Below are 26,490 nucleotides of genomic sequence, written 5' to 3'. Positions count from 1 at the left end.
GTGCGTTTGTCGTCCGCAAACAATGGGCACAATCCGATTGGGCGTCCGGGTCCACGAACTGGAGGTCTAGGCTGTTCGGCGGCTGTGGAGGGATTCGAGTCGCTCGGCGGAGAGCGCGTGTTCGATGGCGAGGATACTGGCACCGATGACGCCGGCCTGGGGCCCGGAGCGTGACTGTGCGATGGTCAAGTGGTGTGTGGCTATGGGTGTGGACCGGCTATAAACGGCTTCGCGGATTCCGGCGATTAGGTGTTCGCCGGCTTCGGCCATCGAGCCCCCGATGGTTATGACGGAGGGGTTGATGATGCTGACGCACATGTTCAGGACCTCACCGATGTCCCGGCCCGCCTGTCGGACGGCCTGTATGGCGGGGAGGTCTCCGGCGCGCACCAGTGCAATGACATCCGCCACCGTACGGACATCCGCGCCGTTTTTTCTGAGGCCGGCAGCTACTGCCGGACCGCTGGCGAGGGCTTCGAGGCAGCCCATATTGCCGCAGCTGCAGGGGACGAGGGCGCCACGGGAGATGGGTATATGGCCGATATCCCCGGCGGTTCCGTCGGCCCCGCGTTGAAGCTGTCCGCTGCTGATGATCCCTGCTCCGATGCCGGTGGCGACCTTGACGAAGATCATATGGTCCGTGTCGGGCCATTGGGCTGAGCGTTCACCCAGGGCCATGATGTTCACATCATTGTCGACCAGGACGGGCACCTGGAATTTTTTTCGCATGGCTTCCGGAACGTCGAATCCGTCCCAGCCCGGCATGAGGGGCGGTTTGGAGGGTTTCCCGGTGCCGTGTTCAACCGGGCCGGGCAGTCCGATGCCGATGGCTATAAGTTCGCGGGAATCGCGGTCGATCTGCTTCAGGAGTGCCGTGATGTTCTCGGCCAGGGAGGTGAGCACATCGTCGGGCCTGTCGGCAATTTCAAGTCTCGTATGTGTTTCAGCGATTCTGTTCCCGGCGAGATCGGTGATGGCGATAGCGGCGTGCGTGGCACCGAGGTCAGCGGCCGCGACAATTCCGGCGCCGGCGTTGAAGGCAATTTGAGACGACGGCCGCCCGCCGGTTGAAGAGGCATAAGAGACCGGCTTGACCAGCCCAAGCTCCGAGAGGGTGTCGATCCGCGCGCCGATGGTCGACCGTGAAAGTCCCGTTTGAGCAGTCAGCTCGGCCCGGGTCCTCGGTTTGCCGTCGCGCATGAGTTGAAAGACCTCGAATGCGCCGAATCCGGGCGTTTGGGTGGTCACTGAAACTGTCTCCCTCCGGTAGGACTGCGAAGCCCCGCTTTGTCTCATCTGTTGATTATTACACGCCAATGGGTAGGCGTCGATGATCTAATGGGCATGCTTAGGCATCTTTTGCCTATCTCTTGACATAAGACAGGTGATCAATGTCATACTGATGCAATGAACGAGAACGGAACTGATGCGGTGTCCGCCCCGCTGCGGGCAGGCTTTATTGGGGGCGGGTTCATGGCCGCCGTTCACGGGAGGGCTGTCCGATCTGCCGGTGTCATCCCCGCCGGGGTGGCCTCCTCGACGCTGGCGAGTGCTGTGCGGGCCGGTTCCCGTTTGGGTCTTGGCCGTGCTTATCGTTCTGTCGAGCAGTTACTCGACGATGATTCGATCGATGTGGTGCATGTCTGCACGCCGAACGTCACCCACGCGGAGCTCGCTACGGCGGCGCTGCAGGCTGGCAAACACGTGGTCTGTGAAAAGCCGCTTGCCACCTCCGTGGAGGACGCTGCGGCAGTGACCGCACTGGCCCGCACCACGGGCCGCACCGCTGCCGTGCCCTTTATCTACCGGTTTCATCCCATGGTCCGGGAGGCCCGGGCCAGGGTCCGCCATGGCCAGGTCGGACGTGTCCTGACCATCCAGGGTTCATTTCTTCAGGATTGGCTTCTGTCCAGCGAAGACGACGACTGGAGGGTCGATGAAAGCCTCGGAGGACCCTCACGGGCCTTCGCCGATATCGGCTCCCATCTGTGCGACGTCATCGAATTCATTCTTGATGACCGGATCAGCCGGCTGGCCGCCCTGACCCGGAAGGCCTTCAGCCAACGGGGCGGCCGGGACGTCCGGACCGAAGACATTGTCTCCGTTGTCTTCGAGACCCGCGGCGGCGCCGTAGGGACGCTCCTCATCAGCCAGGTCGCCCCGGGACGTAAGAACCGTCTCGCGCTGGAAATTTCGGGAACGACGGAAACACTGGCCTTTGATCAGGAGCAACCGGAAACTCTGTGGGTCGGGCGCCGCTCGGGCTCCCATCTGATGGTCCGCGATCCGGCCGTCCTTGATCCGTCGGCTGCCCGATACTGCAGCCTGCCGGCAGGCCATCCGCAGGGCTATCAGGATGCCTTTAACTCATTCATATCCGACGTTTACCTCGCGGTGAGATCCGGTATGGCTCCGGATGGCCTGCCCCTGTTCGATGACGGCCTGCGGGCGGCCCGGCTCACCTCCGCTGTTCAACGCTCCGCCCGGGAGGGCGGCTGGCAAGACGTTCCCCCGAACTACCCGACACCGACCGGCCACAAAACCCCTTTATTAACCTTTAAGGAAAGGCAGTAAGATGATCCGATCTCTCGATCGCGTCAAGCGATCCCGCATCGTAGCGGGCTTGGGAGCCGCGCTCACCGTAGCCCTGTTGGCAACCGCATGCACGGGCGGGTCATCAGCACCCAACACCGCCGCGGCCAAACCGGCAGAGCTGCGGATGCTCTACACCACCGATGAGGCCAACAGCGCCGCGGTCGCAGCGCTCGTGCCGCAATTCAAGGAAAAGTTCGGCATCGATCTGAAGATCGACAACCAGCCCTACGACGCGTTGCAGCAGAAGGTCTTCTCCGAGTTCGCTTCGGGCAGCAATTACTACGACATCGTCGTCGTCGACACCCCGTGGGCGCCGGCGTTGGTGCAGAACCTCGAACCCCTGACCCAGTACCTCCAGAACGGCGCCCAAAACCCTGACAGCCCGCAGTCCAACGTGGGCGACTTCATCCCCAAGGTGTTCTACGACACGGCCGTCTATAATGCTGATTCCCCGATCAAACGCTACCCGGATTCCACGGCAAAGCCCGACGCCTCCGCGATCAAGAATGCCGGATTCGACGTGTACGGGATGCCGATCCAGTCGAACGTGGCCGTCATGGCCTACCGCAGCGACCTGTTCAACGACCCGGCCCAGAAGGCGAACTTCAAAGCCAAGTACGGCAAGGACCTTACGGTCCCGAAGACATGGGACGACTACGCCCAGGTGGCAGAGTTCTTCACCCAGCCCGACAAGAAGCTCTACGGCACCACGGTCATGGCAGGGGTAGGCGACTGGGCCACTGATGACTTCAAGACCCTGCTCGCCTCCCAGGGCGGAGACGGGACCCTGGCGGACCAGAACGGCAAGCCCACGTTCAACACCCCCGAAGGAACCCAGGCACTGGACTACTACGCCAAGCTGGCGCAAAGCGGGCACGTGCCCCCGGGCAGCACGTCAGCGGACTGGGGTACAACCGCCGAATCGTTCGGCAGCGGGCTGACCGCCATGACGATCAACTACCACGACCTGAAGCTCGGTGACAACGTCAAGGGCGGCACCATCGGCTACGCCCCGGTGCCCAGCGCGAAGGCCGCCGGACCCCACTTCGGGACCTGGATGCTGAGCGTCAACAAGAATTCCAAGAACAAAGAATGGGCCTACCAGGGGATCAGCTGGCTGACCGCCGCCGAGCAGCAAACGACGATGACCGCCAAGTCCCTGCACCCCAGCCGGACCTCCGTCTTTGCCGGCATCAAGAGCGATAACCCCCTCGCACCCTTCTACGACACCCTCGGAAAATCCCTCGCAGAAGGCGTGGGCCGTGCACGGTTGACCAACTACACCGAAGTCAGCCACGAGGTGGCCGTCGCGGTGAACAACGCCGCAACCGGCGCTTCCTCGCCATCGGACGCCCTCAAGTCCGCGTCGGAGAAGGTCTCGGCCCTCCTTAAATCGGCCGGCTACTAACCCATCGGACCGCTCAAGGTCGCCCAAGGAGTATCGATTATGAAAGCAACCGCCGCACCATTGGATGCGACCTTGACGGTTGACGCTTCGAGCCGCGCGGCCGGCCGTGCCACGGCCGGCCCGCACGGCAGGAAGCCGCTGACCTGGAAAAAACGTTCGACCCCGTGGGTCTACATGGCCCCGGCCATGTTTGTCCTGCTGCTGATGACGGTGGCCCCGGCCATTTTTATCTTCTACTCGGCCTTCCGCAACGACAAGATCCTCGGGGGCGTGGGCAAATTCGTCGGACTGGACAACTTCATCACGGCGGTCACCAATGCCTCGGTCCAGCACGCATTCCTGATCACGTTCGGCTTCGTCGCGGTCGCGGTAATCCTGGAGATGATCCTGGGCTTCGCCCTGGCACTCCCGCTAGCGGCCCAGACCCGCGCCAACAAAGTCGGGGCCGCGCTCATGCTGCTGCCGTTCGCCGTCACGCCGGCGGTCGCGGCCATGGTCTTCAAGCAGCTGCTGAACCCCAACTACGGGTGGGTAGGCTACTACCTCGGCGTCTTCGGATTCCCCAAAGGCATCGACCTGCTGGGGGATCCGACATCGGCATGGATCGTCCTGGTCATTCTCGACATGTGGCAGTGGACCCCGTTCATCGCCCTGATCCTGATGGCGGGGCTTCAGTCCCTGCCCGGGGAACCCCGGGAAGCAGCCATGGTCGACGGAGCGACCCCATGGCAGATGTTCCGGTACATCACCTTTCCGGCAATGGTTCCGTTCATTGCCATCGCGGCCGTGCTGCGGACCATCCAGGCCTTCAAAACCTTCGATTCCTTCAAGATCCTGACCGGCGGCGGTCCCGGGGAATCCACCGAAATCATCAACCTGGGCATATTCCGCGTCGGCCTTCAAAGCTTCAACGTCGGTCTCGCCTGCGCCCTGGGCGTGGTCTTCCTGATCATCCTCTCCCTCCTTATCCCCTTCATGCTGCGCATCATCGGCCGCCGGTCAGACCCTGAGGAAATGTAATGACAACGACATCATCAACCAGCCGCGGCGGTGCCGTGGCACGCGTCATCGTCGGACGCACCTTTCTGTGGGCATGGCTCCTGGTCGGCCTTGTGCCGCTGCTGTTCATGTTCATCACCTCCATCAAGCCGGCCGGGATCGCCAACCAGATCCCCCCGGCATGGATCTTCCAGCCCACTCTGGACAACTACGCCTCCGTACTGTCAGCCGGCGGCGGCAAATCTGAGAGCTTCGGTCAGCTGCTCACCAACAGTGCAATCGTCAGTCTCGGTGCCACCGCGCTGGCCATCGTCGTGGGGGTCCCGGCCGCATATGCCCTGACCATGAGGGATTTCCGCGCCGGCAAGGGGCTCTCATCCTGGATCCTGTCGACCTACATGTTTCCGCCCATCGTCGCCGTCATCCCGGTCTTCGTCTTCGCCGGCAAGCTCGGGCTCATGGACACCTACCCGGCCCTGATCATCCCGTACGCTGCCTTCAACCTGCCCATCGTGGTCTGGATCCTGCGCAGTTCGATCCTGCAGCTGCCCTATGAGATCCAGGAAGCCGCCATGGTCGACGGGGCCTCGACATGGGACGTGCTCCGCCGGATCATCTGGCCCCTGCTCGTGCCGTCCGTCGCGACGGCCGCCGTACTGACCATCGTCCTGTCCTGGAACGAATTCCTGTTCGCCCTGTCCCTGACCCGCAGCGGAGCGAAGACCGCTCCGGTGGGCCTGCAGCAGTTCACCGGTATGTACGGCACGGACTGGGGCAACATCACCGCCGCCGCGACCCTGATCGTCGCGCCCATCCTGGTCCTCATGGTCGTGCTGCGCCGCCAGATGGTCGCAGGGCTCACCTTCGGTGCAGTCAAATAAATGAGTATTGGAGAAGAAAAGATGAAAGCAGTCATCCTCCCCGGTGACAAACGAGTCACCGTCGTAGAACGCGACGTCCCGGAGCCGGGACCGCATGAGGTGCTGGTACGGACCCGTGCCTCCGCGATCTGCCGCAGCGACATGAGCATCTACTACGGCACCCCGATCGTCGGCGGCGAAGGCGCCGGCCACGGTTCGGTGATACCCGGGCACGAGGCAGCCGGCGAAGTCGTCAAGGTCGGAAACGCCGTGACCCACGTCAAAGAAGGCGACCGCGTCGCCGGCTACCTCGCCCTGGGCTGCGGATTCTGCGAATACTGCCTCAGCGGCTACATGATGCTGTGTGATCAGTGGAAATGCTTCGGTTTCGACGTCCACGGCGGTGACGCCGACTACTTCGTGCTGCCCGAACGCAACTGTCTTCAGCTCCCCGACGAACTCAGCTTCCGCGCCGGGGCGGTGATGACCGACATGGTCGGCAGCCAGTACCACGTGCAGAAGCAGCTCGGCGTGGCCGGCGGAAAAACCCTCGCCGTCTTCGGCATGGGACCAATGGGATCCGCCGCAGTACTCATCGGCAAGGCCTTCGGCGCCCGCGTCATCGCGGTCGACGTCATCGACCACCGGCTCGAACAAGCCAGCTCACTCGGCGCGGACGCCGTCATCAACAGCACAACAGCCGACGCCGTCCAGCAGATCCGGGACCTCACCCAGGGCCGCGGAGCGGACGTCTGCATCGATTGTTCCGGCAACCCCGCCGGGCAGAACTCTGCCCTGGACGCCGCCGCCAAGCTCGGAGCCGTCGCGTTCGTCGGTGAGTCGCGGGCCACGCAAATCAACCCCAGCGACCAGCTGCTAAGAAAACTGCTCACCGTCGTCGGCGGCTGGTACTTCCCCATCAGCGACTGGGAAGAAATCGTCCGCCTCGTCATCGACCAGAAAATCCCGGTCGAAAAACTCATCAGTCACGACTTTCCCATCGACCAGGCCGAGGAAGCCTTCCGCGCCTTCGACCAGCGCGAAACCGAAAAAGCCGTCTTCGTCTGGTAGACCTCCAACCCGTCACACCCTCCGAAGGAGAGAACCCATGTTCAGATACGCCGCCGAGCTCGTCCCCTACCACGACCACGGCTTCGAAGACTCGATCCGCGACCTTGCCGACATCGGCTTCAAGGAAGTCAACCTCTGGTCCTCCGCCGCACCGCTGGCCCACCACGTCAACCCGGGAGATGACCCCGGCAAAATCCTCGGAGTGCTGGACAAATACGGGGTCAAACCCTGCGGCCTCACCGTCTACGGAAAGACCCAGGACGAAATCCTCGAACGCGTCGATTTCGCCGCAGACCTCGGAATCGACACCCTCATCTTCGACTGCGAAGCCAACTACCCCGACTTCGTCTCCACCTTCCTGCCACCCATCGTCGAAGCAGGAGCGCGCCGCGGAGTCCGGATCGCGGTCGAAAACCATCTCACCGTGCCGTTCGCCGCCGATTTCGAATCCGGTGCCAACGAAGACCAGCGCTGGGACGAAGGCGTGGACACTCTCGCGCAGATGAAACGGCTCATCCGCGACATCGACGACCCCTACCTCGGCGTCTGCATCGCCCCCCCGCACCTGTGGGTGATGCAGGACACCATCAGCGAAGCGATCACGTTCCTCGCCGAACGCAAACGGCTCTTCTACTACTACATCTGGGACATCGACCGCGCCTAGCGCCACGGTACCGACGGGCTGAACTTCGGCCCCGCAGACCAGCAACTTCCTCGCCCTGACGGAACACTTGACCATTCCGTGATGCTGGGAACACTGCGCCGTGTCGGGTACGAAGGCGTCGCCAGCCTCAAATGCCACGGAACGCAGGGATGGAGCTTCGAAAAAATCGGCGAACACCTTCGCGCGTCCGACGTCTACGTCAGGGAGTGCATGAAAAATGCCCAAGCCCTCTGAGCCCCCCGACCTGACGAACGGAAATCCGACATGGCAGCAAGCACTGCCACAGCCGGACCGACAACGTTTGATCCGAACGCACCGGCCCGAAACCGAGGATCCGACCAAAACCGAACAATCCAGTAGCCAAGGAGCCTGACATGCCCCGCCCGTATACCCTCTTCACCGGCCAGTGGGCCGACCTCCCCTTCGAGGAAGTCGCACGCCTGGCCTCCGGCTGGGGCTACGACGGCCTGGAAATCGCTGTCTCCGGCAACCACCTGGACGCATGGCGCTGGGACGAGCCCGGCTATGTCGAGTCCAAACTCGCGGTGCTGGAGAAGTACAACCTCAACGTCTGGGCCATCTCCAACCACCTCAAGGGCCAGGCCGTCTGCGATGACCCCATCGATTTCAGGCACGAGGCCATCGTCGGGTCCAAGGTCTGGGGCGACGGGGACCCCGAAGGTGTCCGCCAGCGGGCCGCGGAGGAAATGAAACACACCGCCCGGCTCGCGCGCGCGTTGGGCGTGGACACCGTGGTCGGATTCACCGGCTCCTCCATCTGGCAGTACGTCGCGATGTTCCCGCCCGTCCCGGAGAAGGTGATCGAGGCCGGCTACCAGGACTTCGCGGACCGGTGGAATCCCATCCTTGACGTCTTCGACGAATGCGGCGTCCGCTTCGCCCACGAAGTCCACCCCTCCGAAATCGCCTACGACTACTGGACCACCGTCCGCACCCTCGAGGCGATCGGCCACCGCGAGGCCTTCGGGCTGAACTGGGACCCGTCCCACTTCATGTGGCAGGGCATCGACCCGGTCTCCTTCATCTGGGACTTCAAGAACCGGATCTACCACGTGGACTGCAAGGACACGAAGCTGCGCCCCACCGGCCGGAACACCGTCATGGGCTCGCACCTGCCCTGGGGCGATCCGCGCCGTGGCTGGGACTTCGTCTCCGCCGGCCGCGGCGACGTGCCCTGGGAATCGTCCTTCCGCGCCCTCAACGCCATCGGCTACGACGGACCCATCTCCGTCGAATGGGAAGACGCCGGCATGGACCGCCTCCACGGCGCCCCCGAGGCCCTCGCCGCGCTCAAAAGGTTCGACTTCCCGGCGTCGAACACCTCCTTCGACGCCGCGTTCAAGCAGTAGCTCGCCGGGCCGGGACGCGCTGTGACCAATACGGCGGGGCGAAGGCGACATCGGAAACCAGAAAGGACTCCGCAGATGGATCCAGAAGAAGCACCGCTGCGCATCGGCATCCTGGGAGCGTCCCGAGTCAGCCCGACATCCATCATTGAACCTGCCAGGCTGACAGGTGCGCGGCTGGTGGCCGTCGCAGCCCGGGACCGGGACCGGGCACAGGACTTTGCCGACCGGTACGGCGTCGAACGGGTACTCGGCTCCTACGAAGATCTTGTCAATGACCCGGAGATCGAAGCGGTCTACAACCCGCTGGCCAACTCGTTGCACGCACGATGGAACCTGGCGGCCATCGCCGCGGGAAAAAACGTCCTGTCAGAGAAACCGTTCGCCGCAAACGCAGCAGAAGCCAGAGAAGTGCGGGACGCAGGCAAGCGCGCGGGCGTCAAGGTCGTCGACGGCTTCCACTATCTTTACCACCCTGTCACGAAGAGACTCCACGAACTGGTCGCCTCCGGGGAACTCGGCGAGCTCCAGCGTGTGGAAACTATGGTGATGATTCCGCCCCCGCCGCCCGAAGACCCCCGGTGGTCACTGCCACTCGCGGGCGGTGCACTCATGGACCTGGGCTGCTACAGCCTCCACGCTATTCGGGCGATGGCCTCCCTGGCAGGCGGGAATCCCACCCTCGTCAACGCCCGGGGAGCCGAACGGACCGGCCTGCCCGGTATGGACGAATGGGTTGACGCTAACCTGGTCTACCCCTCCGGAATCACCGCAACGGCACGATGCAATATGAACGGGACCCACGCCCAAATGAGCTACCGCGCCATCGGAAGCGAGGGACAAGCCACCGTGGCAAATTTCATCCTCCCTCATACCGATGACAGCCTCGAGGTGAGAACAACTGACGGCCAACGGATCGAGCGCATGGGCACAAGATCCTCGTACACCTATCAGCTGGACGCTTTCGCCGCCCTGATCCGGCACGGAATCCCTATGCCCACAGACAGCGACGACGCCGTCCAAACCATGGAACTAATCGACCAATGCTACGAAGCCATCGGGTTGGAACCCCGCGCCGGCGCCCGAAACGAGGCAAACACCCACGAACGCTAGAGAGTACCTTAACGGTCCGCGGCGATCACGCAATTGATGTCGCAAGCGGGAGCTGGCATGACGAGCGATTAACGTCCTCATACATCATGGCGGAAATTTCTGGACGAGCCGCAACCTTGGGCCGATCTACGAATACTCAGCAAGTCGTGTTGTAAGCGGCCCCGGCCATCATGAAGTGGTGACCGCGAAAACCCAACGGAAGGACGAACGAGGATGAACTCCCAGCAGAGACCCCGCGGGGCGGTACCCGGTCCGCCGTAGGCAGCCGCTCCCCTAGACAACCAAATAGGTCTTTCCGGGACCCCACACACCCGCATCGGATCAGAGGCCAGAGTGTGCACAATGTGCACACGGAAAAACACCAATAAACCCCTGACCAGGGGACGCACTGTGCCCGAGGTGGGACTCGAACTACCTTCCCGGCCTTGCAAACACAGGGAACTCCCAAAAACATAATCAATCCGAGACCGTCCGGCGCCAGTACGACCCAGTCTGATGCCGGAGGTGTTGACACTGTCAACAGCAGTTGAATTCATGGACTAGGCAAAATCCGAGCCCCTCACAGCAGACTTGGGAATACAGCGCTCCATCTTCCCGGATAAGCGCTCTTCCATTGTTCCAGTTCCAAGACATGTCGGACGAGCTAATTAGGCTGGTTGCATGACCTCTCAACCCCGAATACTCGACACTGCCTCGGAGTGGCTGCACTCAGCCCTTTCGGATCCCGACGGGGACGTCGTCCTCACGAGCCCTTACCTTTCCTATATCGTCTGCAGGAGCATCGCGGACGCGGCGATGGGATCATCCCGCTCGTGGACCCTCTGCACGGTTCTGGATCCGCTCGCCGTGGCGAGCGGATTCCTCTCCGTCCAGGGAATGGCGCTCATGCTCGACGCGGGAGTCGAGGTTCGCAACGTCGACCGCCTTCACGCTAAGTGCTTCATCTTGGGGAGCCGAGGGATGCTCGGTTCCGCCAATCTCACAGGTACTGGGCTGGGCAGCTCGGTGAATGCGAACCGTGAGCTTGGTGTCGAGCTGGATCGGGATCAGCTTGAGGAAGCACGGACGATGATCAATGCTTGGCCTTCCCGATCAGTATCGAAGGGCGATCTCGACGATTTGGCAGTGCAAGCCGCGGGGCTCCCGAAGCCCACTCCGGGGATGCTGGACCGGGACGAAGACTCGGCGCTTTTCGACGTCGAACGGCTCCTTGCCGACGCTCGGGATCCGGAGCGATCTCTCTGGGTAAAGGTTGAGGGCGGCGCTCCGGTCTTGGACCAGTGGCGGCAAGAGTGGAGATTTGCGAACCCCGGTTCAAAACGGGGCGACAGATGGATCGGAGAACCCGCTATCAAGACCGGCGATCTCGTCTTCATCTGCGCGACAGGGACTAAGGACTGCTATGTCGTAGTCGAAGTGACAACAGATCCGGAGCTTCTGCCTGAGGACTACGTCGAATGGGCTGCGTACCGGGAGGGCGAGGATTCGGAGCGATGGCCCTGGGTCAACCGCACTAGGCCACGCCTCGTTCCTTCGAGTCTCATCGGATTCAAGTATGAAGACCTCCGTGGAGGAAAGAAGCTACCTCGTGGAAGCCGTTTCCGGCTGAGCCCTGAGGAGTTCGTCGCCGGTGTCCGAGTACTCGCTCAAGGAGCGACGGAGTGATCCACTCGCCATAAGGCGGCCTTCCGATCCGCATGGCAGGGCCCCTTCATGTCTGAGGGTTGGGGCGGTCCGCATTGAGCACCGTGCCAGTTCGTCAAGGCGCGACGGCCGCATAAACGTTCCGTCTGTTATCTCGTCAGCTCGATGTTTCTAATCCGCCGTCTAATGCCCTTCGCTGGGGAGGCCACGCACCCAAGGACTGGAAGTATTCGGTCGCCTCAGCCTCTTCGGTGAACTCGAGGAGATTACCGACCTTGCCTGCTAGGACGTCCCGCACCTCGGCCGGTGTGGCGAAGAAGAACTCCTTCCGGGTGTTCGCCTGATTCACAGCGCGGGGTGCGAAGTGACGGTGTAGATCGGCTTCGAGGGTGACAGCATCTTCGGAGAAGTAGATGGTGTGGATGTCGAAGCGGAAGGGGACAGAGGCTCCGCTGAGCTCGCTGACACGGTCCGTGGGGTCGAGCCGACGGGTCAGGCCGATCTTGACGACTCCCTTGCCGAACGCCCCTCGGTTGGAGATGACGTAGACGTAGCCTGCGCGGATGTTGGCTGCACGGTAGTCGTTCTCCGCGATCGCCTGGTCGATTTCGGCGAGCCGCCGGACGAGGTCGTCGTTCGTGGTTCCGGCAGCGGAGAGAGTCTCGAGCGTCTGCATGAGCAGCGCACGTTCCTTGTCGAGCCTGGCACGTTCCTCCTCGAGCTCTTTCTCCACGCGCCGTTCCTCGCGGAGCCGGGCCCGCTCTTCGCGCTCCCGCTCCTTCTCCTCCTGCTTCATCATCAGCCAGTCAGTCGTCAGCTCGATCTCCTCAACGCGGAGACAATGGTACGCATCGCTGATGCGCATCTGCATTATCGTTCCCAATCGGGCGATCGCGACGCGGGAGGCTTCCAGCCGCCGCTTGGCCGTCTGGACGTTGCCGGCCTTCAGCGTGCGGATGCTGTTGTCGGCTTCGGCGTTGTAGGCGCGGAGCATTAGCTTGGCCAGGTCGGCGGACATCTTCCGACCCTTGGCCAGCGAGTTGTCGAAAGTGAACATGTTCGATGTCTCGATCGCATGGCCGTCGCGGATCAACGCCGCCGCGCGGGACTCGACGTCTTGGAGGCGTGGCAGGTATGCCGCGGCGTTCTCAAGAGGGTGGTGGTACCGGTAAATGCCGACTTCCTGCAGCACCCTCTGGTCATCGAGCTGAACAACGGCTGCAGACGCCACGGACACGTCCTCGAGCAGTCGGCGGAGTCGCGAGTTCTCTGCCTCGAGTGCTTCGAGCCTCCCCGTTGACGTCTCACCCCCGGAACCAAGGGCGCCCGCCTGCGTTGTCTCTTGCGCGAGCTCGGAACAGTCAGGATCCGGCATACCGGTGGGCTCGTCGGCCGCTGTCTCCTCGCCGTCTGGGACCCAAAGCTGCCAGCCCGGCGGAGGTGGAGGCCAGGAGATAGGCGGCCTCCAGCCCGCAGGGGGCGTCCACCCGGCCCGTGCATGCGGCCATCCAGGGGCGGGGTTGAACCGCAGGCGCTCCAGGCTCATGAACGACGTACGCCGACGGGATCCACCGCTGACAGCGCCGAGGGGTTTTTCGACACGGCAGCGCCGAGGTGCTGGAGCGTCGCAGCAGGGACCACACCAGAGAGGTCGAACTCCAGGAACGTCTCCCGGGGTGAGGTCACCGCGACGAGCGGAATGAACGTGCTTCGCCCTGTCGCGGGGTCCCTCGTCTGCGGGCCGACCTGCAGGGAGACAGCTTGGATGAGGCCCTGGCGGTCAGACTCGAAGATCTCGTGGAGTGATCTAATCGCGACCTGGTGCACTGCGGAAGCGTAGCGATTGTTCGCTTCCGTCTTCGACAGCTGGGCCTCGGTAATCTCGTCGCTGGCCTTGACATACCTATAGGCCTTCACGGTGCGGACTTGGTCCGGTGCTGGCACAGCGACAGTGAGCTTCAACTCAGCCGTATCCGGGTTGAACTTAGCCTCGTGCTGAAAGGGAAAGTGGTTGGGATAGAGGGAGTTCGCCAGAACGATCCCGACGTACTCCTCGACCGCGTCGGCCACCCCATATCCAAGGGCGGCCTCAAGGTCGTCGATGGATGCGTTGTGCTCGGCGACCTCCTTCTCGCGCTCCTTGCAGTCCCCCTCATAACGGGAAATCTCAGTCTTGAGCTGCTCGAGCCTCTTCTTCTCCAATGCAGCGTGCGTCGCTTTAAGCGCAGCATCCTTCGACGGGATCGAGTCCCGGTACGCTGTCCACTCCCGCATGGCCTGCTCATACTCGGCCGCGGCCTCTTGGCGAGCCGCCTCGAACTTCTTCTTCCGGCCGAAGAGTCCCGTCGGAGGCTCTGGTTCGCGCAGGACCGGAGGTTGGGGCACCTCGATGGGTCCAGGAACTGGGTTCGGACGTTCCAGTTCGGGATGAGGGAACGACGGGTGCTGCACGGTCCGCTTCAGCGACTGCAGGTCAACCCAGTCGTCTGACTCTAGGGTGGCAGCAAGGAGTCCGTCGATCTGCGCGTACTCGTTGGCTAGGTCCTCGTTGAGCTGCTCGGCCAAGGCCTGCTGCGCCTCGACGTGCGCGGCCTTGGCCTCCTTCTCGAGCTGCTTGCGCTCGGCCTCAGACGCCCGTTCCGCTGCCGCCGCTGCCCGAACCGCGGCAGCCCGCGCCCTTTCGGCCCTTGCCTGCGCAGCCGCTGCAGCCCGTTGAGCAGCGTTCTGCCGCTGCTGAGCCAACCGCTGCTGACGTTGAATTTCTGCAAGAAACCCTCGACTTCGAGCCATTCCGACCACCCCCATAGAAAAACGGACCAAAGACTACTTTAGACGTCGAAGCGCGGAACTGATGAAAGCTGAACGCTTCTTCCAGCGGCGTTTCCTGCCCAGGGCTGAACGTGAGGATGAAGCTCAGTTAGCTGCTCTTTCGTAGTTAAAGTTCTGCCCAGCGAAGCCGGAAAGGTCCGGGTACATAGTTCTGTGGGAACGGTTGAAACTATTTTCCAGGATGGGAAGAATCACTTTCTTAACCTCGGGTGGGATGATGAGTCCCAGCATCCCGAAGGAAGGCCAACGGCTTCCCTGAATATCGACATCCATTTCCTTCATCTCCCTCACCAGACTCAGCAGGAGCCAATTTCCCTTGTACGGGAAGCCCCACATGGGTGTTGCTGCCGACTGCTCGGGCACGGATGCAGTGATGAATAGCCCCTCTTGGGCTGTCATGCGCGCGTCACGAACGACAGGCTGAACCAAGAAAGGCATTTGGTTCGCTGCTGACTTTTCGAGCGCGTAGGAGTAGTCAAATCCAAGGGGATCTTCCATCCCTCCCCATGTCTGCTTGGGCAGGAACGGGACTGTTTCGATGACAGGGACATCACTGACCGCCATGCCGATAAGCACCGCTGGCTCATCAATCAGGCTCTCATCTGAACAGGCGAACCATAACGCTGTCAGCGGGTTGTATGTGACATCGATAAGTCGAGTCGGGATTCCGTGGTGCTGCATAAGGGCCAACATGTGCAGGTCAGAAGCATAACCATACTGCGAGTGCCCTAAGCCCCATTCTCTGGCCGCTTGGATGGCTCGCACCTCGTTGAAACGCAGGTTTTCTTCGGTCGGTACCACCCCGCTTGCGGCGAGTTTTCGGGCGAGTGCTGACTTGACCTCATATTGCGCGCTGGGAAGGCCACGCCATACAAATTTGGTCTCAATGCCCAAGGAGAAGCTCAAAAAGCCAATCTCGGCCCAGAGTTCCTCAGGAGTCTCAACGCTTCGGGCCCATGCTGAGTGCCAGGTTGGGATTTCCTTATCCTCATTCTGAATGTTGGCCGCAGGCTGGCTGTCGCCTGCGCTCTTGTCATTGCTCATGTCCTGCTCCGTGTTCCTCACCGTTCTCGACCCACCCTGGGTGCATACCCTTCGTCGCCCATGATCGCGCGTCACCTCCGGATGTTGTGCGCGAGCACTTCCTCCTCCTTGAAGACATCCCGCCCTGACACATGTCGCCAGATCACGTGGTCAAGCCGGCGTGGCTCCGTGGGATAGAGCTCCGCAACCCGCTTGATCAGTACCGCAGCATCCTCCTCGCTGAGCCGCCGGTCCCCCAGCTCGGCGTGCTCCTTGATGAACCGGATCACCATACGATCCGGTTTCACCGACTGGAAGCCAGCAAGGATAAGAAGGTAGTTGTACGTCACGCCGGAACGCTGGCTTGGCAGGTCCAGCCAGACGTTCTTCAGCCCGGTGAGGTGCTCGTCCTCGGCGTAAGCCCGATGCAGGTCATTCCGTGTCCTGTAGTTCAGCTCATGGAGTTTTTCAGCCGCCTGCCGGATCACCTCGGCCTTCAGAGGGGCGTTCTTCTTGGTGTGCGCCGGCTTGCGGTTGTCCACGACCTCGTCGGCCCAGACAGCCGCACTATTGCCCACGGCAGCAAAGGTCGCCAGGAGCTCCTTGGTGCCGTCCTGGTCCGCGTCACCGCCCTCGGCGCGCCGATAGGCCCGGTACTCATTCACGACGTTGATGACGCTGTTGTAGTGAGAACCCGTCGAGAAGATGGAGTCAATGATGCAGAGCGCCAGGCTGTGCGGGTAGCCATCGGCGGCAATCCACTTGCTCTCGTCCCCAAAAATGCCTCGGCATACCTCTGTCAGCTTTTCCGCTTCGGCGGTGAAGTCAGTCGTCATCCTCGGACTCTAGCAAGCATCACCAAGATCTTCGGATTCAGGTATTGCGTACCAGCTCAGCCCGTTGAGGGTGGATAGATTCAGTGTGGAGCCTGCCGCCTTTATGCAACGAGCAAATTGACTCCTCCCTCGTTTGATAAAGAAGGCACCGCCGTCCGTCGACTCGTATCAGCGCTTCCCAATGCCTGCCAGCCTGTTGCTCAACCACAGCTGCCACTGGGCTGGCGATGAACGGAACGGGATGACGAACTCATGGAAGATCACCGGCCACATTGCGGCTCCACCTTCAAGGAACGAGTCGTCACGGCCACACGACAGAAATGTGTTGACCGTCGTGGACTGGCGAGTCGCCCTAATGCTTTCTAGAGCCGACCGCGGGCTGTCTGTGGCGAAAAATGGGCGCGTCCCCACTACAGACGTGCTGCCGCCGTTCTCGAACGTGCCGACACCTTCCATGTTGTGCATGAAGACGAACGATTGGTAGGCCGAGGGCCTGCCGAAATAAGTGCGTTCTGCGTAGGCATAGCTGACCGAGCCAACCTCTTCGATCACGCCTGACGGCTGCTCTACGACATCGGAGAAGCGGGACCGACCAAGTTTTCCCTTGACTAAACCAAACGTCAGATTCCTGAGGTCTACTTTGAAGCGCTTGTCCGTGACTGTTACCGACCAAGCCAGGACCTCGCCGCGCTGGATGCGAGCGACGATCCAGGCGTGCTCGGTCGTGAAGATGTAGTCCACGGCGTCAGCGACGTTATAGGCGTCCTTCTGCATGAGAGGCGTACCAAAAAGCGACTTCGCGTAGTCGAGAGTGACGCCCACGGCCATCTTGCTCAGGCGCCTACTGAGCTGCCTGCGGCTGCCGAAGCTGCGCATCCACCAGTTCCGGGTAGACACTCCGAACGGAATAGCAGCAGCCACCGCGGCAAACACGGTGGCGAAGAGTCCTATTAAACTAGCCGCGTCCACCACCCAATTGTGCCCTAAACGGGCACAGCTACTTGTGTAAATGGGGGGGTATGCCCGAACGTGTGCTGCCTCGTCAAAGAACAGCACCCCGCTGGGGTGCCGGTTACCTCCAACTGGCCGCCCTCGTAATCCGGGCAGGGACGGCCTCATCGGAACTGGATGACCCGCGCCCAGATTCCAGCACTCAACCGGCGAGGGATGCGGGTTGAGTCTTCAAGGAAATATCTGATCTGCTACTTGCAGAGGACGCTGCGCGATCTAGAGCCTGTTGCGCGAGACGCGACGCATCGTCGCCATGAAGACTTCCGGAAAGTCAAGCTCTGTCAACAGAAAAAAGACAAAAACCCTCTGACCTGCGGAAACACTGTGCCCGAGGTGGGACTCGAACTGCATTCCTGCCCTTGAAAACACTGGCAAACCGCGAAAACATGCGGAATCCTGGCCAGTCCGAAGGCTGTTTGGCCCAGTACGAGACGAAAAGTGTGGACATTGTCCACACCCTCTTTCGGGGGCGCTGGAGGACTACCGGGGCACCAGATGCCTGGAAATCTATGCGGCAGAGTCAAGCAAGTCGATAGTGCCCGCGGCGACTCCGAGCGACTCACCCGAGCAGGGCCGCGGTGTCTTGGAAAGCTCTGTTGTTTTTCAAGACGCTAGGCTGCTGAACCCAGAAGTGTGTTTACTTCCGGCCTCGCTCTAATCCCCTCGAGCCGACGCCCGCTCACCTGTCTCATAACCAGGTTGAGTACCAGATTTTGGCTACGAAGTTATGAGACATAGTTACGAGAATTGCCCTTGCCATCGCGCGTCCAAGATTCCGTAGAAAATCAGCGACCGTGCAGGTCAGGCGTCTATCCGCTCGATGAGACATCTCGTTTCCCAAGAGGTGTGAGACGCTCGGGGCCGTCGCAGTTGAGGGACCTTCCTCGCACACAGAATCGCGCTGGGTATGCGGTGCGCTCCACGGCCAGCAGTGGCGCGGAAGACCAGAAAGTAGTTTGTGCTGTCCGCTGGGGACCGGTATACGGGCGGCGCGAGCAACTCACGTGAGGCGCTGTTGCTGCCAATGGACCGCCCCTGTTTGCTTCGATTGAAGAATACGAACCATCACGGCCGTCGAAGAGAACGAAGGCCGGGTTGACTGCACCGAAAGCGCGGCCTGAGCCAGGAGACACTTTTCCCGCATTGCCGCCCGCCGGAGGCGGTCCGGAGGGTAGGGACAACACCGGAGGGGACGAGGCAAGGTGCCCCGTCCCCTCCGGTCGTTGCTGCAACGCGGGGATTGGTTATCGGCGGCTGTCGTCGATGCCGTCGGTGTCGATGCGTTCCTTGCGGACTTCCTCCTCAACGGTGGCCTCGCCGGTCACGGTTTCCTTGCCCAGACGGACCCGCTCGACCGGGACGGTTTCCTTTTGGACCACAGGGCGTTCCTCGTGGAGGATGACCTCGTGTTCTTCGTCGCTGATCTCCGGGCCGCTCATGGCCGCCCCGCGGTTCTCCTCGGTGATCGGTTCCCGTTCCAGCCTCACTTCTTCACGCTTCACCGGGACGGTCTGGGTGACGTTTTCGGTGGTCACGTACTTGCGCAACCTCACCCGGGACGCTTCCTGCTTCTCGGTGCCCACGTTGAGGCGTTCCTCCGAACGGGTCATCGCGTCATCCGTGGTGGGACCGGAGGTGTCGTGGCCGACGGTGCCGGTCCTCTCCCGGTCTTCGTAGCGGCCGGTGCCGGCGGTGCCGGTGTCGCGGTCAGTGGTGGCGTCCGTGTCGGTCCGGCCACCGCCGCTGAGCTGGTAGTGCTGGTAGAGCCGGTCTTCCTCGGCGGGCTCCAGGTGCCCGTCAACGTCTACCCGGGGGGCGTCCTTGACCTGGTCCTTGGTGTACGGGACGACGAGGTCATCCCCCCGGACCTGGGCGCCTTCAAGCGGGACGAACGTCTCCGAGGTGCCAAACAGGCCAGTTTTGGCCGTGACCCAGGTGGGCTGGCCGTTGTCGTCGTCGGCGTACACCTGTCCGATGGAGCCGATCTTGTCCCCGTCGGCGGAAAGGATATTGCCCTTGCGGTTGAGCAGGTCATCGATGTGTTCTTTGGCGATCATGGTCACTCCTGGGATGTTGAATCGGTTGTGGTGGATTTTTCGTCATCAGGCCTTCGCGGGGTCGACCCGCTGCCTGGCAACGGGTCAGCATCCGTGCCGACCAGTGTTGAGGACTGTTAGTACTGGTGTGAGCCTCCGGTCTCTTGCGGTTCTTCCGCTGGCACGTGCTGGCCGGCGGCGTCCTTAATCTGTTCCGCAGCCGGCGGAGCTGCCTGGGCCTGGGACTTGATCTTGGGGGCTTCTTCTTCGGCCCGGTTCAGGTATTGCTCCCAGCGGGCGGACATCGGCTTGATCAGCCCGCCGCCAACACCGACGACAACGACGCCGACAATGGCCGCCAGGACCGCGATCAGGATCGGGGTGGTGACTGTGGTGGCGATGTCAACCTGGTTCAGGGCCGCGATGATGCCGATGCCCAGGATGAAGATGCTGGCGATGTTGGCCAGGACCTTCCCGTAGGACAGGCCGCCCAACGATCCCTGGATGAGGGTCTTCACGGCCGCGGCGATCGCGGCGCTGATGATCACGATGATGATCGCGACGACGACCTTGGGCAGGAAAGCGATGATCGACGCGAGCAGCACGCTGACCGGGTTGGGCCCGAAGACCCCGAAGGCGAACTGCAGCACAAACAGGACCAAGGCGTAGTAGACGATCTTGGAGATGATGTCACTGGCATCCAGTGAGGATTTCGCCATGGCATCCTTGAGGGCGCCGCGTTCGACCAGTCGGTCAAAGCCGACTTTGTGCAGCACCTTGGAGAGGGCTTTGGAGATCGCCTTGGCGATCAGCAGCCCCACGATCAGGATGACCAGGAACAGCAGGAACGCAGGGATGAACGTTGCCACCACCGTCAGCCCGGCTTTAAGGGAGTCGAGAATGTCCAAGGGGGAAGCCTTTCGGGTCAGGGAGTCGGGAGGCGGTGGCCTCCCAGCGGTCGAGGCCTTCTTGCGTGGCCTTCATCACAACTAACTAAGCATGCTTACTATCTGCTTGGCTAGGATGCTTTGCATATTTTTTTGTTTTCGGGGGTACGGCGCTTGGCGGGCGTCGGTGGTGATGGTTTCGGTGTCCGCGGTGCTGATCACTGGTCCTTCGCGGGATTGGTGCGGCGCGCTATTGGAGGACGGTGCCGGTGGAGTGCACCACGGTTCCAGTGGTCTGCGCATGCCCGCTGGCGTCGATTTGTAACCGGCGCCGCTGCAGGGGCGACTCTAAGGCCGCGGAAAGGTCCGGCAGCGTGGACCTCTCCAGCCGACGAAGCAGGTCCTGGATGTCGGCCCTGTCGTTGACGGTGACTTTCAGGGTCAAGTCCGGCTCGTCGGCGGTCCCGCGCAGGATGGCTGAAGAGCCGACTACGCCGGGCAGGGTGTTGACCTGGTTCTCGACCGCAGTGGCCAGGACGGACGGCTCGCAGATAGTGCGGCCTTGGCCGCCGTCGGTGTGTAGGCGGTAGGCGTCGGCCGGGTTTTTCCGCGGAATTTGAGCGATGACCCACAGCAACCCCAGCCCACCGATAATGGCGCCGATGAGTAGTAGAAGAACCACCGCCCATGATTGGGCAAAGAACGGGCGCGGATCACCCGTAACGACCTTCGCTCCCGCGGGTGCGGTGTTGGCGAGGCTTTGCAGTACCCCGGCGGACTGCAGGAGCAGCCCGATGCCGGCGGCCAGGAAAAGGATTCCCAGAATCGTCAGCCACGTGCGGTTCAAGGTTCCGGCCGTCTGTCGCATTAGTAGCCTTCCTTCGGTAAATGGAGCGCTGAAGCGGACGTGGGTCTCAACTCTTGGATTCGACGGTGGCGGTAACACGCGGTACCGGGTCAAGCCCGATCGCGTTCAAGCGGTCGCGGACACCATCGGTGACGCGGGTACGCAGATCACCGGTGTCCCGCAGGGACGTCTTTACACGCAAGTGCACGCGCTTGTTGGTGGCGGTTGCTGAAGCCGAACTGACACCGTCGGTTTCCACACACTGTGCCTTCGCCAGATGGGCCACGGCACTGCGGGTTATCACGGTCTCCCGTTCTTGCGCCCGGACCCGCCCGTCGGCATCATCGGCACTGGCGCTCCGAACCGTCAAGGCGTTAAACCTGCCCGGGATGAGGGCGCACAACAGCAGAATCAAACCCACCACGCCGGCGGCCGTCCCCACACCCCACACATCCGGAGCGTTCCATGCCAGCCCCGTGAGCCAGTCACGGGGTCCGTGCAGGAGCGAGGACCAGGTGCCGCCAACTAACCGGGCGACAGTCAGCCACACCAGGGCGACGCCGGCGGTAAGCAGCAGGATCCCCACGATCAACGCCGGAACCGTCCGGCTGGGCCGGCGCCGAAGCCGGGTCGACTGTCCGTTGTTGCGGCTCATAGCAGCCTCCTGCGGCCGCCGGTGTCGCCACCGGTGCTGGTCAGCCAGGAAACCTTGATATCGATCTGTCGGACTTCAACGCCGGTAAGCTCCGTCACCTTGGCCCGGATTCTCCGCCGCAAGGCCTCGGTTGCCTGCCGTAACGGGACGGGGTAGAGCATCCCGACTTCGACGCTGAGGGTGGCGATGTTCCCGCTCAGCTCCACCGAGGCCTTGGGCCGGGCAGAGAGGTCCGCGTGGGTTCCGATGCCCAGGAAGCCCCCGGAGGAGCCACCGGCGACCGATTCCTCACGGACGACCTGGCTGGCAATCTTCTCGATCACTTTGTCCGCCAGCACGGTCTGCCCCCGTGAGTCGATGCCGGCGTCAAGGCGATCATCGACTCCGGGGGTGGACTGCGCGTGTGCGCCTGGCGGGGTCATCGGCTCGATGCTTTACCGAACAGGGCCGCCAGGTCCAGCTTCCCCTCCGCGACCCGGCCGACCACCAAACCGATGAAGCCCAGGACCACCGCGGACACCAGCGCCCACCAGCCGCCGAAACCCAGAACAATTCCCAGTAAAAGTCCTATCGCCAGGCACCACCGTGTAGTAGACATAGCCATCCTTTTCCTTTTCGGTTTTACGCGCGCACCGGTCGGGGTTGCCGCCCGGTGCTAGTGGACTTACTGAAGTTCGGTCTTTTGGTCCTTCTGGCCTTGCTGGTCCTGCTGGTCCTCATCGGGCAGGTGCACATCGGTGACGTTGACGTTCACCTCCAGCACCTCCAGCCCGGTGGCATGCTCGACGGACTGGATGACGTTTCGGCGGATGCCCTGGCTGACATCCACGATCGAGATGCCGTAGTCCACGACGATCGAGACGTCGATGGCTGTCTGGCGTTCGCCTTTTTCAACGCTGACGCCGCCGCTGACGTTGGTCTGCGAACCCGGGATACGTTCGGCCAGGGCGCTGAACGCCCGCCGCCCTGCACTGCCCATGGCGTACACGCCCGGTACTTCGCGGGTGGCCATGCCGGCCAGCTTTTGCACCACGGTTTCCTCGATCGTGGTGTCGCCCCGGTCCGTGTGCAGCGCATCGTGCCTTTTGGGCTGTTCCACCGATGCGTTGCGTTTCTGCTCCTCGGGGGTGGCCACAACGCCGCTGGAAGCGCCGGGGGTATTGGGTGACTCTGCCATGAAAAACAGCTCCTTTGAGGGGATCGTGATCGTGCTTACATAGATAAAGACGTAGCCGATCCTGAAACGTCACGCCGTGGCGCAAAGTATTTTTCTCCAGAGACGACGCACCAGGGACGGTTCCCAGCTGATGCCCGGCTATGGCATATTGGGGCCAAGCGCCGGTACAGCACCGGATGGACGGACAGCGCATGGACGATCACGGACCCGCCTTCGACGCCGAACCCGACCTCGATGAAGGAAGTATCGTCGCGCGCGCCCAGGACGGCGACCTGGCGGCATTCGAACACCTGGTGATCACCTATCAGGACAGACTTTTCCGGCTGGCGTATCGGATGCTCAACGACCGTGGACAGGCCGAAGACATCGTGCAGGAGACCCTGACCAGCAGCTGGCGCGGCCTGCACATGCTCGCTGACGTCAACGCCTTTGGCGGCTGGATCTACCGGCTGGCGACCAACAAATGCCTTGACCTCCTGCGCAAACGATCCACCCGTGCCGAGAACCTCACTAACCCCGACGACATCCGCTCTATCACCGAAACCGGCACCAACCAGGCGCCCGCCGGAACGGACCCGGCTCATGAGGCCCAATGGTCCGCCCAACAAAACGGCCTGACCGAGGTGCTCAACACGCTCCCCCCAACACACCGGGCCTGCTGGCTGCTACGGGAAATGCACGGCCGCACCTACGCCGAAATTGGTGCCACACTGAAGATCAGCCCGACAGCGGTCCGCGGCACACTCGCCCGGGCACGGCACCAAATAGCAGAAGGGATGAGCCAATGGCGTTAGAAGACATCCCCCGCCTGGGCTGCGGGCGCAGCATCGACGGGATGTGGGACACCATCAACGAGCCCCCCACCGCGCACGAAGCGCAGTGCGATCAATGCCAAACGGCCAGGACCCGGCTCAAGGGACTCCGCGAGGCAACGACTTCACTACGCGAACACGACCTGGACAACCCCGCCCTCAAACCCCGCCCCGGACTCACGAACGCCATCATGGACGTCGCCCGCGCCGAGATCCGCCGCAGCAAAAGAATCGTCCTGCGCAACACAGAGACCGGCACCACCGAGATCAGCGAGCAAGCCCTAAGCTCCCTCATCCGGTTCGCAGCAACGACGATCCCCGGCATTCACGCACGGCGCTGCCGCATCGAAATACGCTCCGCCGCCGACAGCCTGACCGCTGAGGACAACCCGACCGGTAACATCCACATGACCACCGCTGACGGCCCTCAGCTGATAGTCAATCTCAGGGTTGCCGCCGCCACGGGCATCGACATCCCCCGAACCGTTGCCGCGCTGCGGCACGAGATCGGCAACGCCATTCCGGCCGGTGTCGGCATCAGTGCCGGAACCATCAACATCACAGTCGAGGACCTCTACGATGTCTGACCAAACCCTCCACGGCGAAATAATCACCAGCCAGCTGATCGCCTCCCTCGCCGCCCGCACCGCCCTGGAAACACGCGGAGTCCTCAGACTCGAACCCACCATCAAAGGTTTCCTGGCCCGCCTCGGGCCCGCAGCGCTGCAAAACCTCCGCAACCCCGGAAGCCAAAACGGCACCTACCGACACGACGGCGTCGCCGCCACAATAAGGGAAGGCACGGCACACGTCCACCTCGATATCGCTACCGACATCGCCTGGACCGCCCTCACCGTCGCCGAAGCAGTACAAAAACGCGTGCGCGAAAGAATCAGCCACACCGGCCTAACCCCAGGCCGCATCGACATCTGCATACTCGCCATAGAACCTCAATCAAGGAAAAGACCCCAATAGCGGTTCACGAGCGTTCCTCGGCCGCCCTCCTGATTGGCACCCGCCAAGCCCCACCCGGCGGTCCCCAGTGCAACACGCCATCGGAGGAGGCTAAGCAGGGCGGGCGGGCGCCGCAGACGACCTTGAAAACAACAACACTGGGCAAAGCCACGCGTGTCCGATGGAAGATCCACAAACGGCACGTTAAACGGCCAAACCGAGCTGTGAGAAAGCCGCCATTCTGAGCTAACAGTCACACTTCAGCTCTCCGCCAAAACCGTTCTCGAAATCCTTCGTTACTGAGATTCTGCCCCGGAGCCTACTTCGACACCAACGGCGCCTCCAACGGGCCCCCGAAGCAATCAACGGCGTTATCGAAACCACCCGCAGGATCGCCCGCGGCTTCCGCAACTTCACCAACTACAGAATCAGATGCCTACTCGCGGCCGGCGGTGGCCGCCTCTGGGGCTTCTCCGTCGCTCTACGAAGAAGTAAGCGTCAACTCGATGCTGGAATTGTTGCCCTGATCCGCCGGCTGGAGAATACCGCGAGTACATCGGCATCGCGAACAGCCAGCGAAAACCCGGCCATTGGAACTCGTCCGGGAGGATCGCGCTCTTCCATTGTTTGAGTGTGCGGCCAAGCCGTGCCACTTCCGGGGTCGGGCACGTCGGGAACGAGACGATAACTTCGGTGACAAGTTCCCTGCCCCGTTTCGGTCGCACGTTGTAGATGTTGCGGAGTTTTTGGTGGCACTGCCAGGCCAGAGTGACTTCGTGGTCCGGGTCCCCGACGATGGGTGGCGCAGGGGACGCTAGAGCCATTTGACCGGGAGCGCCTGGGCGCAGATGACGGCGCTGTTTTCGTGTCCTGGGGTCGTTACCCTGCATAACGGCGGGGTCCGGAAACGGCACCGGAACGGTTACGGAGGGCGGCAAAAAACCCTTCGGATGTACGTGGGCGTGATACGGCTGGGGTGTTATTCACGGTTCCGCGCCGAAGCGGCCACAACCCTCGTTTCCAGCATCCGGCGCCCCTACTCTTGAGCTATCCAACCGCACCACTTCCTCTGGATGGCACCCACAATGAAAAGATTCCTCCTCTGGCTCACGGCGCTTCTCGCGGCCGTTGGGCTGGGCATCCTGACACCGGGACCCGTCTCGGCAGCCACTTCGTATTGCGGGCTCGACTGGGGATCTCTGGCTAAAACCGCGCCTGAGATGAGCACCGCATCCGTCACCAACGTCCGGACAGGGCAGCAGTCCTGCTTCGACCGGATGGTGGTTGACCGCAACGGCCCCGCAAAGGGCTACACGGTCCGGTACGTCCCGGAGATAATCCAGGACGCCACCGGCTTCAACATTCCGGTGCAGGGCAACGCACGCCTGCAGGTCACCGTGAACGCACCCTCCCATGACAGCAATGGCAACGTCACCTACAACCCGGCCGCCAAGGCCGAGCTGTCCAACGTGGCCGGCTACCAAACCTTCCGGCAAGTGGTTTACGCCGGAAGCTTCGAGGGCTCCACCAGCATTGGCCTGGGCGTCCGTGCCCGGCTGCCCTTCCGGGTCTTCACCCTGGACGGGCCAGGGTCCGGTTCCCGGCTGATAGTGGACGTGGCCCACTCCTGGTGATGAAACCCAAAAGGTGCCGTACCCCGCTGATCCGGGGTGCGGCACCTTTTGAGTGTGTGCTGCACGAA

The 26,490-nt window shown here is 62.3% G+C and carries 26 protein-coding genes and 1 pseudogene; 14 read left to right on the top strand and 13 right to left on the bottom strand.

Annotation, left to right across the window (positions count from 1 at the left end; translation table 11 throughout):
• Positions 1-66 precede the first annotated feature (66 nt).
• Entirely contained in the window at positions 67-1,200 is a 1,134-nt protein-coding gene (locus tag ABIB45_RS20370; protein WP_354217683.1) for an ROK family transcriptional regulator, read from the bottom strand.
• Between the two features lie 207 nt (positions 1,201-1,407).
• Here ABIB45_RS20370 and ABIB45_RS20365 point away from each other — a divergent pair, with 207 nt between their 5' ends.
• From ABIB45_RS20365 to ABIB45_RS20325, 9 genes are all read left to right on the top strand, one after another.
• Positions 1,408-2,574: a Gfo/Idh/MocA family protein gene (locus tag ABIB45_RS20365; protein ID WP_354217667.1), complete on the top strand. Its 1,167-nt coding sequence runs from the start codon at positions 1,408-1,410 to the stop codon at positions 2,572-2,574.
• 1 nt (position 2,575) lies between these two features.
• Complete coding sequence (locus tag ABIB45_RS20360) at positions 2,576-4,003, top strand: ABC transporter substrate-binding protein (protein WP_354217666.1); 1,428 nt, start codon at positions 2,576-2,578, stop codon at positions 4,001-4,003.
• Between the two features lie 39 nt (positions 4,004-4,042).
• Entirely contained in the window at positions 4,043-5,023 is a 981-nt protein-coding gene (locus ABIB45_RS20355) for a carbohydrate ABC transporter permease (RefSeq protein WP_354217665.1), read from the top strand.
• Complete coding sequence (locus ABIB45_RS20350; RefSeq protein ID WP_354217664.1) at positions 5,023-5,883, top strand: carbohydrate ABC transporter permease; 861 nt, start codon at positions 5,023-5,025, stop codon at positions 5,881-5,883. The genes ABIB45_RS20355 and ABIB45_RS20350 overlap by 1 nt, the downstream gene beginning before the upstream one ends.
• A 21-nt stretch (positions 5,884-5,904) precedes the next feature.
• Positions 5,905-6,933, top strand: a complete 1,029-nt coding sequence (locus ABIB45_RS20345) for a zinc-binding dehydrogenase (RefSeq protein WP_354217663.1) — start codon at positions 5,905-5,907, stop codon at positions 6,931-6,933.
• A 37-nt stretch (positions 6,934-6,970) separates the two neighbouring features.
• The gene (locus ABIB45_RS20340; protein ID WP_354217662.1) at positions 6,971-7,597 is read left to right on the top strand and encodes a sugar phosphate isomerase/epimerase family protein; all 627 of its coding nucleotides are present in this window, start codon (positions 6,971-6,973) and stop codon (positions 7,595-7,597) included.
• A 374-nt stretch (positions 7,598-7,971) separates the two neighbouring features.
• On the top strand, positions 7,972-8,967 hold the full coding sequence (locus ABIB45_RS20335; RefSeq protein WP_354217661.1) for a sugar phosphate isomerase/epimerase family protein: 996 nt from the start codon (positions 7,972-7,974) through the stop codon (positions 8,965-8,967).
• A 75-nt stretch (positions 8,968-9,042) separates the two neighbouring features.
• Positions 9,043-10,077, top strand: coding sequence for a Gfo/Idh/MocA family protein (locus ABIB45_RS20330; protein WP_354217660.1), 1,035 nt, complete (start codon positions 9,043-9,045; stop codon positions 10,075-10,077).
• 660 nt (positions 10,078-10,737) lie between these two features.
• The gene (locus ABIB45_RS20325; protein ID WP_354217659.1) at positions 10,738-11,742 is read left to right on the top strand and encodes a phospholipase D-like domain-containing protein; all 1,005 of its coding nucleotides are present in this window, start codon (positions 10,738-10,740) and stop codon (positions 11,740-11,742) included.
• A 136-nt stretch (positions 11,743-11,878) separates the two neighbouring features.
• On the opposite strand, the gene ABIB45_RS20320 is transcribed toward ABIB45_RS20325, so the two are convergent.
• From ABIB45_RS20320 to ABIB45_RS20265, 12 genes are all read right to left on the bottom strand, one after another.
• Positions 11,879-12,952 carry an SNIPE associated domain-containing protein gene (locus ABIB45_RS20320; protein WP_354217658.1) on the bottom strand — a complete coding sequence of 358 codons (1,074 nt, stop codon included), beginning with the start codon at positions 12,950-12,952 and terminating at the stop codon, positions 11,879-11,881.
• A 311-nt stretch (positions 12,953-13,263) separates the two neighbouring features.
• Positions 13,264-14,463 (bottom strand): hypothetical protein, encoded by a 1,200-nt coding sequence (locus tag ABIB45_RS20315; protein WP_354217657.1) that lies wholly within the window; start codon positions 14,461-14,463, stop codon positions 13,264-13,266.
• 171 nt (positions 14,464-14,634) lie between these two features.
• Positions 14,635-15,594 (bottom strand): FRG domain-containing protein, encoded by a 960-nt coding sequence (locus ABIB45_RS20310; protein ID WP_354217656.1) that lies wholly within the window; start codon positions 15,592-15,594, stop codon positions 14,635-14,637.
• A 71-nt stretch (positions 15,595-15,665) separates the two neighbouring features.
• Complete coding sequence (locus tag ABIB45_RS20305) at positions 15,666-16,409, bottom strand: DUF8548 family protein (protein WP_354217655.1); 744 nt, start codon at positions 16,407-16,409, stop codon at positions 15,666-15,668.
• Between the two features lie 168 nt (positions 16,410-16,577).
• The gene (locus ABIB45_RS20300; protein WP_354217682.1) at positions 16,578-17,285 is read right to left on the bottom strand and encodes an ETEC_3214 domain-containing protein; all 708 of its coding nucleotides are present in this window, start codon (positions 17,283-17,285) and stop codon (positions 16,578-16,580) included.
• A gap of 1,379 nt (positions 17,286-18,664) precedes the next feature.
• Positions 18,665-19,477 (bottom strand): DUF2382 domain-containing protein, encoded by an 813-nt coding sequence (locus ABIB45_RS20295; RefSeq protein ID WP_354217654.1) that lies wholly within the window; start codon positions 19,475-19,477, stop codon positions 18,665-18,667.
• A 116-nt stretch (positions 19,478-19,593) separates the two neighbouring features.
• Entirely contained in the window at positions 19,594-20,364 is a 771-nt protein-coding gene (locus ABIB45_RS20290) for a mechanosensitive ion channel family protein (RefSeq protein ID WP_354217652.1), read from the bottom strand.
• A 229-nt stretch (positions 20,365-20,593) separates the two neighbouring features.
• Complete coding sequence (locus ABIB45_RS20285; protein WP_354217651.1) at positions 20,594-21,211, bottom strand: Asp23/Gls24 family envelope stress response protein; 618 nt, start codon at positions 21,209-21,211, stop codon at positions 20,594-20,596.
• Between the two features lie 46 nt (positions 21,212-21,257).
• Entirely contained in the window at positions 21,258-21,845 is a 588-nt protein-coding gene (locus ABIB45_RS20280) for a DUF6286 domain-containing protein (protein ID WP_354217650.1), read from the bottom strand.
• On the bottom strand, positions 21,842-22,267 hold the full coding sequence (locus tag ABIB45_RS20275) for an Asp23/Gls24 family envelope stress response protein (RefSeq protein WP_354217649.1): 426 nt from the start codon (positions 22,265-22,267) through the stop codon (positions 21,842-21,844). The genes ABIB45_RS20280 and ABIB45_RS20275 overlap by 4 nt, the downstream gene beginning before the upstream one ends.
• Entirely contained in the window at positions 22,264-22,443 is a 180-nt protein-coding gene (locus ABIB45_RS20270) for a hypothetical protein (protein WP_354217648.1), read from the bottom strand. The genes ABIB45_RS20275 and ABIB45_RS20270 overlap by 4 nt, the downstream gene beginning before the upstream one ends.
• A gap of 66 nt (positions 22,444-22,509) precedes the next feature.
• On the bottom strand, positions 22,510-23,022 hold the full coding sequence (locus tag ABIB45_RS20265) for an Asp23/Gls24 family envelope stress response protein (RefSeq protein ID WP_354217647.1): 513 nt from the start codon (positions 23,020-23,022) through the stop codon (positions 22,510-22,512).
• A 191-nt stretch (positions 23,023-23,213) separates the two neighbouring features.
• Between ABIB45_RS20265 and ABIB45_RS20260 the strand changes: the two genes are divergently transcribed.
• The 5 genes and pseudogenes from ABIB45_RS20260 (at position 23,214) to ABIB45_RS20240 (ending at position 26,422) form a co-directional block, all read left to right on the top strand.
• Positions 23,214-23,816 carry an RNA polymerase sigma factor gene (locus ABIB45_RS20260; RefSeq protein WP_354217646.1) on the top strand — a complete coding sequence of 201 codons (603 nt, stop codon included), beginning with the start codon at positions 23,214-23,216 and terminating at the stop codon, positions 23,814-23,816.
• Positions 23,807-24,421 carry an Asp23/Gls24 family envelope stress response protein gene (locus ABIB45_RS20255; RefSeq protein WP_354217645.1) on the top strand — a complete coding sequence of 205 codons (615 nt, stop codon included), beginning with the start codon at positions 23,807-23,809 and terminating at the stop codon, positions 24,419-24,421. The genes ABIB45_RS20260 and ABIB45_RS20255 overlap by 10 nt, the downstream gene beginning before the upstream one ends.
• Positions 24,414-24,809, top strand: a complete 396-nt coding sequence (locus tag ABIB45_RS20250) for an Asp23/Gls24 family envelope stress response protein (RefSeq protein ID WP_354217644.1) — start codon at positions 24,414-24,416, stop codon at positions 24,807-24,809. Before ABIB45_RS20255 ends, ABIB45_RS20250 begins: the two co-directional genes overlap by 8 nt.
• Before the next feature lie 296 nt (positions 24,810-25,105).
• A pseudogene (locus ABIB45_RS20245) lies at positions 25,106-25,242 on the top strand (transposase); the annotation flags it as partial.
• 631 nt (positions 25,243-25,873) lie between these two features.
• Entirely contained in the window at positions 25,874-26,422 is a 549-nt protein-coding gene (locus ABIB45_RS20240) for an AMIN-like domain-containing (lipo)protein (protein ID WP_354217643.1), read from the top strand.
• Positions 26,423-26,490: the final 68 nt, after the last annotated feature.

Source organism: Arthrobacter sp. UYCo732, from assembly GCF_040547265.1.
GTDB lineage: Bacteria > Actinomycetota > Actinomycetes > Actinomycetales > Micrococcaceae > Arthrobacter.
Note: the sequence above shows the minus strand (reverse complement) of the source record. Positions and strands in the feature narration are given on the sequence as shown.

Bases quoted from the DNA above. Each gene is read 5' to 3' on its own strand.
- ABIB45_RS20370 (WP_354217683.1), bottom strand. From the start codon at position 1,200: ATGCGCGACGGCAAACCGAGGACCCGGGCCGAGCTGACTGCTCAAACG.
- ABIB45_RS20365 (WP_354217667.1), top strand. From the start codon at position 1,408: ATGAACGAGAACGGAACTGATGCGGTGTCCGCCCCGCTGCGGGCAGGC.
- ABIB45_RS20360 (WP_354217666.1), top strand. From the start codon at position 2,576: ATGATCCGATCTCTCGATCGCGTCAAGCGATCCCGCATCGTAGCGGGC.
- ABIB45_RS20355 (WP_354217665.1), top strand. From the start codon at position 4,043: ATGAAAGCAACCGCCGCACCATTGGATGCGACCTTGACGGTTGACGCT.
- ABIB45_RS20350 (WP_354217664.1), top strand. From the start codon at position 5,023: ATGACAACGACATCATCAACCAGCCGCGGCGGTGCCGTGGCACGCGTC.
- ABIB45_RS20345 (WP_354217663.1), top strand. From the start codon at position 5,905: ATGAAAGCAGTCATCCTCCCCGGTGACAAACGAGTCACCGTCGTAGAA.
- ABIB45_RS20340 (WP_354217662.1), top strand. From the start codon at position 6,971: ATGTTCAGATACGCCGCCGAGCTCGTCCCCTACCACGACCACGGCTTC.
- ABIB45_RS20335 (WP_354217661.1), top strand. From the start codon at position 7,972: ATGCCCCGCCCGTATACCCTCTTCACCGGCCAGTGGGCCGACCTCCCC.
- ABIB45_RS20330 (WP_354217660.1), top strand. From the start codon at position 9,043: ATGGATCCAGAAGAAGCACCGCTGCGCATCGGCATCCTGGGAGCGTCC.
- ABIB45_RS20325 (WP_354217659.1), top strand. From the start codon at position 10,738: ATGACCTCTCAACCCCGAATACTCGACACTGCCTCGGAGTGGCTGCAC.
- ABIB45_RS20310 (WP_354217656.1), bottom strand. From the start codon at position 15,594: ATGAGCAATGACAAGAGCGCAGGCGACAGCCAGCCTGCGGCCAACATT.
- ABIB45_RS20305 (WP_354217655.1), bottom strand. From the start codon at position 16,409: ATGACGACTGACTTCACCGCCGAAGCGGAAAAGCTGACAGAGGTATGC.
- ABIB45_RS20300 (WP_354217682.1), bottom strand. From the start codon at position 17,285: ATGCGCAGCTTCGGCAGCCGCAGGCAGCTCAGTAGGCGCCTGAGCAAG.
- ABIB45_RS20295 (WP_354217654.1), bottom strand. From the start codon at position 19,477: ATGATCGCCAAAGAACACATCGATGACCTGCTCAACCGCAAGGGCAAT.
- ABIB45_RS20285 (WP_354217651.1), bottom strand. From the start codon at position 21,211: ATGCGACAGACGGCCGGAACCTTGAACCGCACGTGGCTGACGATTCTG.
- ABIB45_RS20280 (WP_354217650.1), bottom strand. From the start codon at position 21,845: ATGAGCCGCAACAACGGACAGTCGACCCGGCTTCGGCGCCGGCCCAGC.
- ABIB45_RS20275 (WP_354217649.1), bottom strand. From the start codon at position 22,267: ATGACCCCGCCAGGCGCACACGCGCAGTCCACCCCCGGAGTCGATGAT.
- ABIB45_RS20270 (WP_354217648.1), bottom strand. From the start codon at position 22,443: ATGTCTACTACACGGTGGTGCCTGGCGATAGGACTTTTACTGGGAATT.
- ABIB45_RS20265 (WP_354217647.1), bottom strand. From the start codon at position 23,022: ATGGCAGAGTCACCCAATACCCCCGGCGCTTCCAGCGGCGTTGTGGCC.
- ABIB45_RS20260 (WP_354217646.1), top strand. From the start codon at position 23,214: ATGGACGATCACGGACCCGCCTTCGACGCCGAACCCGACCTCGATGAA.
- ABIB45_RS20255 (WP_354217645.1), top strand. From the start codon at position 23,807: ATGGCGTTAGAAGACATCCCCCGCCTGGGCTGCGGGCGCAGCATCGAC.
- ABIB45_RS20250 (WP_354217644.1), top strand. From the start codon at position 24,414: ATGTCTGACCAAACCCTCCACGGCGAAATAATCACCAGCCAGCTGATC.
- ABIB45_RS20240 (WP_354217643.1), top strand. From the start codon at position 25,874: ATGAAAAGATTCCTCCTCTGGCTCACGGCGCTTCTCGCGGCCGTTGGG.